Annotated in this window: 13 protein-coding genes and 1 pseudogene; 9 read left to right on the top strand and 5 right to left on the bottom strand. The window is 41.4% G+C overall.

Annotated elements, in window-relative coordinates:
• Nucleotides 1-618 precede the first annotated feature (618 nt).
• From ACM0OX_RS05160 to ACM0OX_RS05140, 5 genes are all read left to right on the top strand, one after another.
• Nucleotides 619-1812 (top strand): DegT/DnrJ/EryC1/StrS family aminotransferase, encoded by a 1194-nt coding sequence (locus ACM0OX_RS05160; RefSeq protein ID WP_414513596.1) that lies wholly within the window; start codon nt 619-621, stop codon nt 1810-1812.
• 125 nt (nt 1813-1937) lie between these two features.
• Nucleotides 1938-2831, top strand: a complete 894-nt coding sequence (gene crtB / locus ACM0OX_RS05155) for a cyanoexosortase B (RefSeq protein WP_414513594.1) — start codon at nt 1938-1940, stop codon at nt 2829-2831.
• A 264-nt stretch (nt 2832-3095) separates the two neighbouring features.
• Nucleotides 3096-3818 carry a cyanoexosortase B system-associated protein gene (locus ACM0OX_RS05150; RefSeq protein ID WP_414513593.1) on the top strand — a complete coding sequence of 241 codons (723 nt, stop codon included), beginning with the start codon at nt 3096-3098 and terminating at the stop codon, nt 3816-3818.
• Nucleotides 3819-4051: 233 nt separating this feature from the next.
• A complete protein-coding gene (locus ACM0OX_RS05145) occupies nt 4052-5410 on the top strand; it encodes a polysaccharide biosynthesis/export family protein (protein WP_414513592.1) in 1359 nt (452 codons plus the stop codon).
• Between the two features lie 251 nt (nt 5411-5661).
• Complete coding sequence (locus ACM0OX_RS05140; RefSeq protein ID WP_414513588.1) at nt 5662-7836, top strand: GumC family protein; 2175 nt, start codon at nt 5662-5664, stop codon at nt 7834-7836.
• Between the two features lie 138 nt (nt 7837-7974).
• Here the strand turns inward: ACM0OX_RS05140 and ACM0OX_RS05135 are convergent, their stop codons facing one another.
• Both ACM0OX_RS05135 and ACM0OX_RS05130 read right to left on the bottom strand, forming a co-directional pair.
• Complete coding sequence (locus ACM0OX_RS05135) at nt 7975-8646, bottom strand: rhomboid family intramembrane serine protease (protein ID WP_335179527.1); 672 nt, start codon at nt 8644-8646, stop codon at nt 7975-7977.
• A gap of 126 nt (nt 8647-8772) precedes the next feature.
• Nucleotides 8773-9492: a rhomboid family intramembrane serine protease gene (locus ACM0OX_RS05130; protein WP_414513586.1), complete on the bottom strand. Its 720-nt coding sequence runs from the start codon at nt 9490-9492 to the stop codon at nt 8773-8775.
• A gap of 251 nt (nt 9493-9743) precedes the next feature.
• On the opposite strand from ACM0OX_RS05130, the gene ACM0OX_RS05125 reads away from it, so the two are divergent.
• Nucleotides 9744-10358, top strand: coding sequence for a tetratricopeptide repeat protein (locus tag ACM0OX_RS05125; protein WP_414513585.1), 615 nt, complete (start codon nt 9744-9746; stop codon nt 10356-10358).
• Nucleotides 10359-10443: 85 nt separating this feature from the next.
• Here the strand turns inward: ACM0OX_RS05125 and ACM0OX_RS05120 are convergent, their stop codons facing one another.
• From ACM0OX_RS05120 to ACM0OX_RS05110, 3 genes and pseudogenes are all read right to left on the bottom strand, one after another.
• A complete protein-coding gene (locus ACM0OX_RS05120) occupies nt 10444-10662 on the bottom strand; it encodes a hypothetical protein (protein ID WP_414513583.1) in 219 nt (72 codons plus the stop codon).
• A 57-nt stretch (nt 10663-10719) separates the two neighbouring features.
• Nucleotides 10720-10821, bottom strand: a pseudogene (locus ACM0OX_RS05115) (IS1 family transposase); the annotation flags it as partial.
• Nucleotides 10822-11054: 233 nt separating this feature from the next.
• Complete coding sequence (locus ACM0OX_RS05110) at nt 11055-11636, bottom strand: Uma2 family endonuclease (RefSeq protein WP_414513582.1); 582 nt, start codon at nt 11634-11636, stop codon at nt 11055-11057.
• Nucleotides 11637-11982: 346 nt separating this feature from the next.
• On the opposite strand from ACM0OX_RS05110, the gene ACM0OX_RS05105 reads away from it, so the two are divergent.
• The 3 genes from ACM0OX_RS05105 (at nt 11983) to ACM0OX_RS05095 (ending at nt 14499) form a co-directional block, all read left to right on the top strand.
• The gene (locus ACM0OX_RS05105; RefSeq protein WP_414513580.1) at nt 11983-12495 is read left to right on the top strand and encodes a hypothetical protein; all 513 of its coding nucleotides are present in this window, start codon (nt 11983-11985) and stop codon (nt 12493-12495) included.
• Between the two features lie 63 nt (nt 12496-12558).
• Complete coding sequence (locus ACM0OX_RS05100; RefSeq protein ID WP_414513579.1) at nt 12559-12987, top strand: hypothetical protein; 429 nt, start codon at nt 12559-12561, stop codon at nt 12985-12987.
• Nucleotides 12988-13023: 36 nt separating this feature from the next.
• Nucleotides 13024-14499 (top strand): ATP-binding cassette domain-containing protein, encoded by a 1476-nt coding sequence (locus ACM0OX_RS05095; protein WP_414513577.1) that lies wholly within the window; start codon nt 13024-13026, stop codon nt 14497-14499.
• Nucleotides 14500-14541 lie beyond the last annotated feature (42 nt).

Here is a 14541-nt window from a genome sequence, read left to right as displayed (position 1 = left end):
TTAGGGCAAAATTTTTTTCTCCCTTCCATTAAGCCAAAATGTGGTGTCTGCTAGTTACTAGTTACTGGTGCTGAATGTTCTTTATTTAGCACTGGTGTAGTCTTTCTTGCTTGAGATTTTGCAATCAGACTGCGTTAGATTTGGATTCAGCCAGGGTAAGCTAATGCTAAGGATACAATACAAAGGGGCTGTCATTCTTTATGTATATAAGGGAAAATTTTTACTGGAACATTCAAAGTAAATTTACCTAAAATAATAGACATTAGTGTAATTAAATATAGACATTTTACTGATAACAGTTAGTACCCAAAGATGATAATCCTAGTGCAGGATGACCTAAATAGGCCAACCATATCCCTACGGATTAGCAAGCTATCAAATTATTGAAAAGCCCACTTTATGAACTTTTTGAATTTTGAGAGAAGTTGGAGTGGCGGCTTCAGAGAAGTCTGATGGCAACTTCGGTTGCTCAAATTAAGAGGGCGTGATTTTGAATTAACCATAACCGCCTAAATAGTCGATCTAAGCCTTTACAATCTATGACAATTTCATGCCGAAAATTGTACAAGGTTTTCTATTTTTTCCATGTGAGGAAACATTTTTTGAGGACGACTGGTAATGAATAAAATGACTATTAGAGTTCCTTTTGTAGACTTGAAGTTACAACATGAACCAATTCAAACGCAATTGCAAGATGCAATCCAATCTGTATTGGAACGGGGAGATTTTATTTTAGGGCAAGCACTTTCAGATTTTGAAGCAGCATTTGCGGCAGTATCTGGTGCAGCTTATGGAGTTGGTGTGGCATCAGGAACAGATGCGATCGCTCTGGGATTACAAGCGTGTAATATTGGTGCTGGCGATGAAGTAATTTTACCCGCAAATACTTTTATCGCCACCTTAATCGGGGTGCTACGTGCTGGCGCCAAGCCAATTTTGGTAGATTGCGATCGCCAAACTGCTTTAATTGATTTAAGAGAAGCAGCAAAGGCAATTACGCCTCAGACTAAAGCAATTATCCCCGTGCATCTCTATGGTCAGATGGTATCACCACGCGATCTAGTGAACTTTGCCGATACTTACAAACTCCTAATTTTTGAAGATGCCGCCCAAGCACATCTGGCCCAAAGAGACGGATATTACGCTGGTTCAGTAGGAATAGCAGCAGCTTTTAGTTTCTATCCCAGCAAAAATTTGGGAGCATTTGGGGATGGGGGAATGCTGCTGACACGAGATGCAGATGTAGCCCAGAAGATGGTGCGCTTGCGAAATTATGGTGCATCGCAAAAGTATTTTCATACTGAACCAGGTACGAATAGCCGCTTGGATACTTTACAAGCAGCAATTTTGCACAAAAAACTCCCATATTTGCCGCAGTGGAATCGCGATCGCCTGACTATTGCCCAGCAGTATGATAGTGAACTAGCACCCTTAGCAACTGCTGGGATTATTCCTATAGAAAATCAAAGCGATACAGGACACGTTTATCATCTTTATGTGATTAAAGTTGATGATTCTTGCCCAATAGAACGCCAGCAACTCCAGGAAAAACTCACAGCGGCGGGAATTCAAACTGGCATTCACTACCCAATTCCTTGTCATCTCCAGCCAGCATTCACCAACTTAGGCTATCAACCAGGAGATTTTCCCCAAGCAGAGAAGTTGTCAAAGCAAATATTATCATTACCGATGTATCCTGGTTTGAGTAGTAGCCAAGTTAAAGAAGTTGTAGCAGCGATCGCCAATGCAGTGTCAAAAAATTATCAGGTAGATAATCTATCTCCTGCTGACCTTGGCAGCGTGGTAGCCTGAAGTTAATTCATACTTAATGTACATCTAAAAATTAGACATTTGTCATTTGTGCTTTATCTAAAACTAATGACCAATGACTAATGACCAATGACTAATGACCAAAAGTTTTTGAATTACTTAAAATCATGGCACTCCAGCAACAGGTTAAAAATATAAACGCATCAGGCTTGTTAAATCTAGCTATTTTAGGCGTTTTGCTGCTGCTTTATGCTCCGATATTGCTACACTGGTTGGATGGTTGGCTGCATAAAAATATCAGTACAGAACACGAATATTTCAGCCACGGAATTATTGGTCTACCATTTGCGGCTTATCTGGGCTGGATGAACCGGAAAAAGTGGAGACGTTTGCCAGATACCATCAATCCTTTAGGCGCTGTTTTATTGTTATTAGGGGCAATTTTTTATCTTAGCGGTGTTACAGAGTGGGTTAACCTTTCCTTGCCCGTTATATTAATCGGATTATGCTTGTGGTTTAAAGGAATAGCAGGTTTGCGATTACAAGGATTCCCTCTACTACTAGTATTTTTAGCAACCCCAACAGCATTACCCTATCTAATCGCTCCCTATACCATGCCTCTCCAAAGCTTCATCGCTGGCACAGCAGGTTTCATACTGAATCAATTTGGGATGGAAGTAACTGTAGATGAGATCAATCTTTACGTGGGAGGACGGATTGTAGAAGTTGCTCCCTATTGTGCAGGGCTGAAAATGTTATTTACGACTCTCTACGTGGGCTTGATGCTGCTTTATTGGACAGATGCTTTGTCTTCACGGCGGACAACTATATCGTTTTTATCTCTGGCTGCGATCGTTAGTATTATTGCCAATATCATTCGTAATACTTTACTGACTTTCTTTCACGGCACGGGTCAAGAAGCATCTTTTAAATGGCTGCATGAGGGGTGGGGTGGTGATGTCTACTCTGCTTGTATGCTGGTGTCACTAGTACCCTTACTGAATTGGATTAATAACTATTTTTCAGCATCTCTAGAAACTGAGCAAGAGGCAGAAAGTTAGAGGCATTGGGGATTAGGCAGAGAAGCAAAGAGGCAGCACTTCTCTACGAGAGACTGCGCGTAGCTTGCTTCCACAAAGTGGTACGGCTACGCTCTGTTACCGAGGAGCAGAGGAGAAAATTTTCTGCAACTTCTCCCCTGTTCTCCATTCTTCACTCTCAACTCCCTTAATTTTTCATCACTTATACGTAAGTCCTAAATATTACTGAACTCACAATGTGATTTTATAAAGTAAGATTCTGCCTAAGTATTGCAAATTTTACTGATGATTTCCTTCTCTAAATTTTTCAAGGAAAACCAATTGACTCAGGTAGCAGCACTTTTGTTATTGCTACTGCTGCTAGCAATGGCAGGGGTTCCTGGATATCTGACAGGACACTGGCAATGGAAACAGCCGCCCCCTGTTCCTACCCTCCACGAATTAAAACAGATCCGCAAGACTGGGTTAACCCTTCCTGGTTGGCAAACCATTGAACAAGCAGAACAGCAAATTGGCGAACATAATTGGTCTTTGCAGGTAGTTAAAAAAGAAGGTTCCGAATCCCAAGCAATCCTGCTTTTGTTGCCGCAAAATGGGCCTATGGATCAACCAGAGGTAGAGTGGACAGATGTTAACGGTTGGGGAAGATCGCGCTGGGGAAAGTGGGATATAGCTCAATCTCGGTCTGCGGAATTTACTGTGAAACCATCTGCAAAGTTGGCTTCTAATGTCGAAAATAAAGTAGAAGCTAGGTTTTTTCGTGCCTCCACACCACAGCAAACCTTCGCTGTTTTGCAATGGTATGCGATGCCAGACGGCGGAAATCCATCACCTTTTCACTGGTTCTTGGCAGATCAACTGGCACAGTGGCGCAAGCAACGCACTCCTTGGGTTGGCGTGAGCATTCTGATTCCAATGGAACCTTTGGGGCAGGTAGAAACATCTTGGCCTTTAGCCCAGTCTATTGGGGAAACAGTTCAAGCTGTATTAATGGCAGGCCCTTTGTAGAGTCTGTTATTGATGCCCTTATGCAGAGATTTATCAAGAGTATGTCTATAAATTGTGTTCAGGCTGAAACTCACCTAAAATGATGTTAACAACATGAAGTTAGAAATTAAATTTAGCAAAATTATTCTCTTTCTCTTGGTAAATACTTCTAGATAAAAGAGACATTGAAGGCATTTTTAGAGTAAAATAACCACTCGGCGCGACTAATTTCTATATCAATATTTTCTACACCGATGTTCATAGATCCCAGTTATTATATGCGTGGATTCAGCGCCCTGTGTTTTGTCAGTCTTCAAGTAGGAGTTTTCTTAACAACACCTATCCAACTTGTTGTTGCCCAGCCTTTTCCATCTCAAGGACAATCACCAGGGAAATTCCCCTCACCTGTGCCAGTTAATGAAGTTGCACCTCTAGGTGCAAATGAAGAAATTTCCCCGCAACTCAGCCGCTACCTTTTGGGGCCAGGAGATGCAATTGGTGTTGTGCTTCAGCGTCCTCCTGGGCCATACCGTTTAGGCATAGGAGATGGAATTAGCGTTTCGGTTCAGCGCTTTCCAGATTTGAGCTTTCAAGCTTTAATCAACCCAGAAGGTAATATTGCGGTGCCGTTATTGGGAACAGTTTCTTTACAAGGTTTAACTTTGGAAGAAGCTCAAGAAAAAATTCGCTTGGGTTTAAATCGTTATGTAGTCGATCCAATAATAGTTTTAGCCTTAGTAACGCAGCGTCAAGACCTCAGTTTTCAAGCTGTAATTAGTCCAGAAGGCAACATTATTGTGCCACAAGTGGGAACCGTGTCATTAAAAGGTTTAACCTTGGAAGAAGCTCAAGAAAAAATTCGTTTGGGCTTGAGTCGCTTTTTTCCAGATCCAGTCGTGGTAGTATCCTTGGCAGGAACGCGACCAGTTCAAGTTACCATTAGCGGAGAAATATTTCGACCAGGAATTTATCCAATTAGTTCACCAACGCCCCGCGTTGCTGATGCTTTGCTAATATCTGGTGGTTCAACGTTGAATGCAGACCTGCGACAAGTGCAAGTACGCCGAAAGTTAATCGATGGTTCTGTGATTTCACAAACTATTGACTTATACGCAGCACTGCAAAATGGCGGTTCAATCCCGAATTTACGCTTACAAGACGGAGATGCGATACTCGTACCCCGTCGTGAAGTTGGAAATGAGGATAGTTATGACCGCAATTTAGTAGCACGTTCATCCTTGGCCACACCACAGATTAGAGTCCGAGTTTTAAACTACGCTGCGGGTGGTCTTTCCATTCAAGCACTGCCTAACGGCAGTACATTTGTAGATGCTTTGGGAGGTGTAAATCTAGACACTGCTAATCTGAGAGATATCGCTCTGGTTCGCTTTGATTCGGAACGAGGAAAAGCTGTTACCCAAAAACTTGATGCTAAAAAAGCTCTAGGCGGTGATGCATCGCAAAATGTAGCACTTCAAGATAATGATGTTATTGTTGTTGGTCGGAACCTCATTGGTAGAATTACTAATTTCTTGACCACCATTACCCAACCTTTCTTCAATGTTCAATCCTTTCTCCGGTTTTTTGACAACATCGGTGGTGGATCGAATTAGTAACATTAAAAGAAAGATACAACCTCGAAATAGTTTGGAGTGTAGGAAGCCACATCTCTAACTGATATTTGAATTTATTAATGGAAAAATCTTAAAGATATCAACCGATATATACAGTAGGAAGTTGATAGCATACTTGTATCAAAGCCACTATCTTTAGTTTGGTGCTTCCTAAATTTTGAATTTTGTTAGCGCAGCGTTAGCGAGTCTGCGAGCGTCATATTTAAATTTTGAATTGGAGCGAAGCGACCATGACCCCACCAATTGTTAAACGCTATCTTATTGCTTTTGATAAATATAAGTGGATTGGATTAGCTAGTTTTGGTTTAGTTGTCGCTGGATCGACTGTGGTAGCTATGCAACCAGAACCACCTACTAGCTATATAGCATCTGGGGCACTTACTTATAGTGGGCCACCAGTTTCTTTCTCTGCAACTGGTAATGAAATCCAACAGCAAGGAAAGGAACTAAATGAGGAAGTTTTACTATCAAACCAGATAATTGCAGGTGTGGCGGAGAAAGTCGGTGTCAAACCAAAACAACTCGGTGCAAGTCTTGCTCTTGCTCTACCTAAAAAAAATGCTAAGAGTGGAGAATTAGAATCTTCTACCTTTGAACTTAAATATGTAGATAGTGACGCCAAACGAGGCATACAGGTATTGACGGAATTGATGCAAGCAATGATCAAGTTGAGTAGTGACATCAATACTGGGCGCTTACAAGCAATTATTCAAAAGATTAACGATCGCACACCACAAGCTAAACGGGAATTGCAAATTGCTGAAAAGAAGTTGGAACAGTACGATCGCGTCGAGCGAACAGCAATATTAGCAGCAGAGAATGGCAGCTTGTTAAGCGCCATTACTGCCAGCCAAAATCTCCAACGGCAAATTCAATTAACTATTTCTGGGGTTGATGGTCAAGCTCGCAGTTTACAAAATAAGTTAGGCTTAACAGTCGGACAAGCTTATGTTTCTTCTGCTTTGAGTGCCGATCCAATTATTGGTAACTTACGAGCGCAAATTTATCAAAGTGAATCGCAAATCGCTGTACTCAGAAAAGATTTGCGGCCGGAACATCCAACGATGGTGCAGTTAATGCGTCAGAAACAAGCTGCTGAGGAATTACTACAACAACGTGCTGCTGAAGTTTTAGGTGGTGGTGGAACGGCGGCTCCGCTTCAGGGTAGCGTTGCAGGTATTCGCACTCAAAGCAGCTTAGATCCAACACGCCAGCAATTGGCAAACCAAATGGTGTCTTTACAAACCCAACGGGAGACACTGCAACAACAACTAGCTCAAGAAATCCAACTAGAAGCGCGACTCCGGCGAGAGTATGCTCTAATACCCAATAAGCAATTAGAGCGATCGCGTTTAGAACAGGAGGTTGGACTCAAAAAAGCCATCTATGACCAAATGCAGGTGAAGCTAACCGATGCGAAAACCGCAGAGGCAGAAACTACTAGCAGCCTCAGCATTGCCAGACGCCCCGCAGTCACTGTCGATCCCAAACCTCCGAAGAGTGTGCCTATTACCCTTGCTGTGGGTGGTTTCTTGGGTGTATTGATTGGTGGCGGGGTGATATTTTTGTTGGGAGCGCTGGAAGGGACTTTCAAAACCAGAGAGGATATTCGCGAGAGCCTCAAGCAACGAGAAGTGGCACTGTTGGGAGAATTGCCTTTAATGCCAGTTGATGATTTGGAGCCAGATGCTGTACCGGTAGTATTTTCCCAAGATTCTCCTTATTTAGAATTTTATGAGAAATTCCGTAGTAATATGCGCCGCATTGGTGGTAAAAACTTAAAGGTAGTATTGATTACTAGCACCAGTAGCCTAGAGGGTAAAACGGCAAGTGCTTATAATTTGGGTGTTGCTTCCGCCCGTGCTGGTAAAAGAACCTTGATTATCGAAACAGATTTGCGATCGCCTTCCCGTTGTACATCGTTAAAAGTAATTCCTGACCCTGAAGCCACTATCGAACCCCTACGTTATTACGCTAATTTGAGTGAATGTATTCGTTTAGTTCCTGATGTTGAAAATTTATACATTCTTCCTAGCCCTGGCCCAGTACGGCAATCCGCTGCTATTCTTGAATCCAGCGAAATGCGGCGGCTGATAGAAGATGTCCGCGAACGTTTTGATTTAGTAATTTTAGATACTAGTCCCCTCAGCATATCCAATGACCCTTTGTTAATTCAACCCTACAGCGATGGGATCGTACTAGTGGCGCGACCAAACTATACGCAAGAGAATATGCTAGGTGAAGCTATAGATCAATTGGTTGAATCTGAACTGGGGTTATTGGGAGCAATTATCAATGGTGCTGATATCATCGTTTCTGCACCTGAAGAAGTTCCAAAATCATCAGCATTTACATCTGAGGTAGAACAGTCAGAAGAAGTTTCAGCGAGTGCCAACAAAAACTAATAGTTTCAAATGTGTAAACTTTAACCCAGACGATCGCATTCGCCTTGGCGTTCGCTTTAGCGTCTCTGAAAGAGAATCGTCTCGCAGAGAATTGAAAGGTAGCAATTTTTGTGCTACGAGTTTCAGGAAATGCTGTATTCAGTCGCGCCGAAACAAGCCAAATAAGGGAGCAAGAATTACCCCAAATATAAAACCACCGATGTGCGCCCAATATGCAACCCCACCAGTTTCGACGCTCATGTTAGCGGCTGTTTGCAGGGTAGCAAGACCAGAAATTACATTTTGCACAATGAAAAGTCCAATTATTACTAGTGCTGGCACTCTGATTGTGGTGATGAAAAACCCCAAAAATATTAAAGTCATGACTTGAGCGTGGGGAAAGCGGATAATGTACGCACCCAAAATCCCAGAAATTGCACCACTTGCCCCTAAGGAAGGAATCTCAGAATTCATCCCAATAAACCATTGGCACAAGGCAGCTAAAGCACCACACGCCAAATAAAAAATCAGATATTTGGCATGACCTAAACGATCTTCAATATTGTTGCCAAAAACCCAGAGAAACACCATATTTGAGATTAAGTGCCACCAACCGCCGTGTAAGAATTGCGACGTAAATAACGTTATCCACTCTCCATTCAAATTGGTGGTTAACTCTTGAGGTACTACCGCATACTCACTTAAAAACTGACTCAATTGTGCATGTGACAGGCTCACCTCGTGAATAAAAACTAAAACATTCATGCCAATTAACCCATAGGTGAAATACGGGGTAATTCGCGTCGGATTTTCATCGTAGAGGGGAAACACAGGTGTTTTTCCTAAATTATTGATTAACTGCAATATAGCTTGTAAGGCTAGCAGTTGCGAAGGTTAAGCAATTTCACCTATTAAATCAATCAGCATAATTGAGGGTAAGTACGATATTATGAAAAATTACTTGTACCAAGATTCTTCCTGGGATTTATCGCTAAATAAACCTAACAGTGGGCCGAGAATTGCCCCAAAGATAAACCCGCCTGCATGGGCCCAGTAGGCAATACCGCCGCCTTCCATGCCGATGTTGGTACGTGTTTCGAGGCTAGCAAGTCCGTAGAAGGCTTGTTCGAGAAACCAGAATCCTAAAAAGAAATATGCGGGGACACGGAAAGTTGGGAAGAAAAACCCTAAAGGTACAATACCAAGGACTTCGGCGTTGGGAAAGCGGAGAATATATGCACCCATAACACCTGCGATCGCACCACTTGCACCCAAAGAAGGAATGCTAGAATCTTGAGCGAAGAACCACTGAGTCAAGGATGCCAAAACACCGCAAGATAAATAAAACAGTAAATATTTGGCATGGCCTAACTTATCTTCAACGTTGTTGCCAAAAATCCAGAGAAACAACATATTGCCAGCTAAGTGCAAGAAACCACCGTGCAGGAATTGGGAAGTAATCAAAGTTGCCCATTCTGGAACTGGTTGATGTACAGAGATGCCGCCAAAGCTTAAGGTGAGTTCTCGTGGAACTACAGCCGCAAGGTGTAAAAATCCATTTAATGCTTGTGGGGGAAGACTTGCTTCATAAAGAAAAGCGAGGACATTGACAGCAATTAGCCCATAAGTAACATAAGGCGTGATTGTTGTCGGATTATTATCTCTAATGGGAACCACGAGCGTTTTTTCCTGATTTTAAGACAGCAATTCTACAATACGGAATTTTGTAAGTAGTTTCTTCTACCTCGTGGATGGATCTAAGTTTCATATTTGAGATTTATTGTAGGACTTACCTTGAAACAATAAGCATCATGCCATAATTTTCCAGTTAGAGAAGAAAGGAGTTTGACTATAGTGTTATTTTGTTCATCTAAGATGTTCTATAGGATGATATCTGCTAGTTAATTCTAATATAGGCTTGGTTACTCATGTTTTTTTCAAATTCTCTGGAAAATCAACTCCAGCGCTGGAACGAAACCATTCGCAATCAGCCGAAAAATCCTAATGCTTACATTCGTCGAGGTATGGTTAACTTTCAACTGGCCAAAATTGATGAATCTATTCAAGATTTCGACGCAGCAGAGCTATTGGATGTCCGTATTAAACCCTATCTCTGGCAACGGGGATTATCGTATTATTATGCAGAAAGATTTGCTGAGGGCGCTGAACAATTTGAAATAGATTTGACTGTAAATGCTCAAGATGTAGAAGAAACAGTATGGCGATATCTCTGCATAGCTCGTTCGTTAGGTGTTGAAGAGGCGCGTCATTCTTTACTAACTGTGAAAAATGACCCTCGACGTATTATGCAGCGCGTATATGAGTTGTATGCAGGTAATTGTACACCAGAGGATGTTTTAACCGTTGGTGAATCAGAAGGGATAAAGGGAAATTTTTACAGTCATCTTTACTTGGGATTATATTACGAAGCTCAAAATAATCTTGATTTAGCTCAGGAGTATATAGTGAAAGCTGCTGATAATTACAAAATTGATGATTATACGTGGTATTTAGCGCAGGTACATAAGAAATTGCGAGGATGAAGTTTGATTTGCTCAATAGTAAATAAATTAAGCTTTATAGAAATGGAAAGGTACAAAACCTTTAATAAAAAGGTTGTTTATCTAATTAAAAGCTTGCTTTTAGTGTATCCAAATGTACTGTTTTTTTATCGGACTTGAATTTTTTTCCAATATGTCCTGTTATCTTTTCCTCTCCTATTTCTTGAATTCTGGGGAACTCCAAAACCTCTGTAAGACCAATGGATAAACAATCAATAAAGTGATTTCTATCTCTGCCAAGATAAAAACCATGAACAAAAATAATAGCTTCTCGTTGGGATGCCATCTGCGATGCAACTCATAGTAACAAAAGACTGCGATCAATGAATTGGCGTTAGCGAAGCGGGGCGGAACGCACGTCGCAATCACAGCAAATGTGGTTCTGCTTACCTCTTTTCTTTCCGTTCTTACGGATATGGGACGACCCACAACGCGGACATTCCATCCAGTTTCACCTCAATTCATACCGCCATTATGCAACGCCAATCGCTTTTGTAAGTGATTATACTTGTTAGAAGTGTGAAATCAGTTTGTAGCAAAAATTAGGCGATCGCTTCTCATAAAAAACTTTCCGATTGTGCCTCAACAGATAACCTTCGCTACTCAACTCCAAATGAATTGTTAGCTGTCTTATAGTGACAGATGTAGCATTCTTCGACGAATGTTTTATCTATTATGTCAATTTTCCGTGGCTTCAGTTTCAAACTGCACTTGTCTGTACAAATTAGCGATCGCAATTTCCACATCTACAGATTCCAGCCGCAATATATCGCCCAAATTATACTCCGAAAGCACCCATTTTCCCTGTTCGTTGCGCCGAAACACTTCTACAATCGGTTGAGCTACTTGTACTAGGACATATTCTTGCAAAGTTGGAGATTGGCGATATTTAGCAAACTTTTTCCCCCTATCGGCTGCTTCTGTTGAAGGTGATAGAACTTCGATAATTAAACAGGGAAATTGTACTAATTGTGGATCAGTGTCTCGCTCATCGCAAGTTACTACCACATCTGGATAAAAATACTTTTGCCCCGGTTCTACCTGTACCTTTACATCTACAATGTACACTTCGCAGGTGCGATCGGCTAGGGCATCATCTAGAAGCTTCGAGAAATTCAGAGAAATCCGATTATGGTTGCGTGTAGCACCACTCATCATCACAACTTCGCCATCCCAATACTCGTAACGTTCTTCTTGGGTGGGTTCCCAAACCAGATATTCTTCTGCACTCATCAAAATGTTGTCGGGTAAAGCAACCATCGGTGTGATCTCTTAATCATTCACTTAATCTAGGATAGCGAAAAAGACGTTCTTTTTATTGCTACCCTGACTAAGCAGTAATATTTCAGGATTTTATCTGGGAGATACTTGCGATCGCTACTATGCAAAATCGTTTATCTTTAAATCTGATTTTGCATCTGAAACTGTTACTTCGATAGATTTTTCGGGAAATCTACAAATATGGCTCTTTAGATTTATCAGTCCAATTAGGAAGAGGAAGATATAAGAAACTAGAGAGATAAAGGAGGTGAGAGAGATATGCGATCGCATATTTCAGTAGAGCAGGTAAATAACGCACTTTAAGCAAAACATCGCAAATTAAATCATGCAAATTCTCACAAACTTTCCCAGTTTAATCGATCGATGGCTCCGCTATCAATTCCAAACAATCTTAGTTGTATGTTTTTTACTTTGGACAGCACTTCTAGTTATAGAAACTTTGCAGATTCAACATTCTTGTCATCCCATGATTCACTGGTCTGGTACTCTCCCGGCAGAGTGCCAACCTAAACTGCTGCAATTTAATTCTAGTTCATCTAAAAAACCTGAAACTCGGCGCGATCGCTCTCAAGAACAAAAACAAATAGCAAAGAGCGATCGTAGTCCATCACCTAAACCCTCGTCCACTCCTCAACGTCAAATACCTAGCATATCTCCACCACCTCAATCACCAGAGAGAGAAGATGTTCTCAAAATAGCAAAAGAGCATCCAGACATCACAGGCGGTGTTATTGGAATTGGAGTTGCAAGTCTTATGGCTGTTATTGGCGGTGTTCCCCTAGCTGTCGCCGTCGGAATTGGTGCAGTAGTATGGCTTGCAATTAAAACAGTGCTTTAGCAAAACTATCTTAATTTCCAACTTTGTCGAATATTTCACGAAATAAAGGAGTAATCAACCAAAATGCAACCTTCTAACAACCCTCAACAATCTCCCGATCTTGTGCAATCGTCCTCCAATAACCCGCAGGTCGTTCCAGGTTCAGATGGACAAATACAATCTCATCCCAATTCTATAGAAACTCCAGCCGTTTCCTTAAAAATTCTCGGTTCAGGATTTTCATTACACCTGAATAAATGGGTTGTTTTAGGAGTTTTAGGAGTTGCAATACTTGCCACATTCTTTCTGATAACGAAAGGAAGTGAATTTTGCTTATTCAGCACTTGTATACCACCAATTGATTCCAGCAACTCACTTGCGATGAACTTTTGGGGATTTGCAGGAGGAACAGCAGCACTGGTAATTTTAACCACTTTTTTCGGTGTTTCGTTAATGCCTGCTGTTGCCGCTTCCTTTGCGGTTTGGTTTCTAATGCAAATGACACTCAATTAACTCTAAATCTTATCTATATTTTCTCTCAAACAAGCTATGAACATTATTGAACTCAAGCACGTTTCCAAAGTAGTTCCCGAAGGATTCCAGCAAAAATCTATCTTACAGGATATTAATCTGATTGTGAAACGAGGCGAATTCATCTGGTTGCGCGGGGAAAATGGGGCTGGCAAGACTACTCTATTGAATCTGGTTTTAGGGTTACTCAAACCCAGTAGTGGAGAAGTTGAGTTAATGGGACTTTCACCACAGAGTGCTAACTCAAAAATCAATGTTGGAGTAGTTTTACAAGATGTACAGGTTCCAACAAATGTTAAGGTAAAAGAACTTGTTGAAATATTGAAAAGCTACTACCCTAATCCACTTTCAACTGACGAAATATTGAGCAAGGTTAATTTTAAAGGTAGAGAAAGTGATTGGGCAAATAAGTTAAATGGCGGACATAGACAGCGACTTTATTTTGCCCTTGCTCTAGCAGGTAATCCCAAACTACTCGTCCTTGATGAACCAACCAGAGATTTAGATGAACAGGGATATGAAGAATTTTGGCAGGAAATCAAACTCTGCCGTCAACGAGGAGTCACTATTATAATGGTGACAAATAATCAATCCGACTGGGACAAATTAAATACTTTAGCAACTCGCTTTGTTACTGTCCATAAAATTACTGAAAGTCCCCCTGAAGGACAGCTAAGTGAGGAGCTAATAAATTTAGAAGATAACGCTTTATTAGATCAGCTTGAAAATACTAGACAAACTGAGAATTTACCTGAAACCTCTTCTCAAAATATCCAACGCATTTTTCAACAACAGTTCTGGTTTGAAATCCGTCAACTACTTCGCACTCCAGTCTTTTTAATTGCAACACTCGCACTGGTGGGATTCGTCCCGTTGTTAAAATTGCAAGGATTGAAAGGAGAACAGGCAACAGAAACGGTCGTTTACCTGTCTGGCATCATACTTTTTACGATTGTCATCGACCGACTGGGTAAACGAATTGCAGTTGAGCGAGCGGAAAAATGGCTGAAGCTTTTGAGAGCCACACCTTTACCACCAGCAGTATATATGGCGGCTAAGATTGCCACCTCGCTTCTCATTTGTACTGTGAGCCTTTTATTAATCTTCGGATTAGGAAGCTGGCAACTTGAGATGAGAATGGATTTGACTCAAGGGTTAGCTCTGATATTAAGCCTAATTTTAGGAATTATCCCGTTTGCGATTCTCGGTCTTGCATTGGGGTACTTGCTGAACCCCAAAAGTGCTGATTCTATTCTTAGCCTATCGCTAATTGTTATTCCTGTTGCTTGCGGTTCAATTCCACTTCCAGTACCGCAAATCTTCCAAGATTTTATTGCGTTCTCGCCGTTCTACCACTTTCGGCAGTTAATTTTATCGGCGGTTAACTTGAACCACGATAACCACCTAATTTTACATTTACTTTGGCTACTTTGGGCTTGTGGTGCTTTTGGTTTATTGGCGGCTTGGTCTTATCAGCGCGATCGCACCGTTTAGTAGCTTCAACAGGATTAGCACAAGAGATAAGGTGCATCGATG

This window comes from Nostoc sp. PCC 9305 (assembly GCF_963920915.1).
Classification (GTDB): Bacteria; Cyanobacteriota; Cyanobacteriia; order Cyanobacteriales; family Nostocaceae; genus Nostoc.
This window is presented reverse-complemented; position numbering and strand designations above follow the sequence as displayed.

Coding starts and splice junctions, on each gene's coding strand:
- ACM0OX_RS05095 (WP_414513577.1), top strand. CDS start 13,024: ATGAACATTATTGAACTCAAGCACGTTTCCAAAGTAGTTCCCGAAGGA.
- ACM0OX_RS05150 (WP_414513593.1), top strand. CDS start 3,096: ATGATTTCCTTCTCTAAATTTTTCAAGGAAAACCAATTGACTCAGGTA.
- ACM0OX_RS05160 (WP_414513596.1), top strand. CDS start 619: ATGAATAAAATGACTATTAGAGTTCCTTTTGTAGACTTGAAGTTACAA.
- crtB (WP_414513594.1), top strand. CDS start 1,938: ATGGCACTCCAGCAACAGGTTAAAAATATAAACGCATCAGGCTTGTTA.
- ACM0OX_RS05145 (WP_414513592.1), top strand. CDS start 4,052: ATGTTCATAGATCCCAGTTATTATATGCGTGGATTCAGCGCCCTGTGT.
- ACM0OX_RS05120 (WP_414513583.1), bottom strand. CDS start 10,662: ATGGCATCCCAACGAGAAGCTATTATTTTTGTTCATGGTTTTTATCTT.
- ACM0OX_RS05110 (WP_414513582.1), bottom strand. CDS start 11,636: ATGGTTGCTTTACCCGACAACATTTTGATGAGTGCAGAAGAATATCTG.
- ACM0OX_RS05100 (WP_414513579.1), top strand. CDS start 12,559: ATGCAACCTTCTAACAACCCTCAACAATCTCCCGATCTTGTGCAATCG.
- ACM0OX_RS05140 (WP_414513588.1), top strand. CDS start 5,662: ATGACCCCACCAATTGTTAAACGCTATCTTATTGCTTTTGATAAATAT.
- ACM0OX_RS05105 (WP_414513580.1), top strand. CDS start 11,983: ATGCAAATTCTCACAAACTTTCCCAGTTTAATCGATCGATGGCTCCGC.
- ACM0OX_RS05125 (WP_414513585.1), top strand. CDS start 9,744: ATGTTTTTTTCAAATTCTCTGGAAAATCAACTCCAGCGCTGGAACGAA.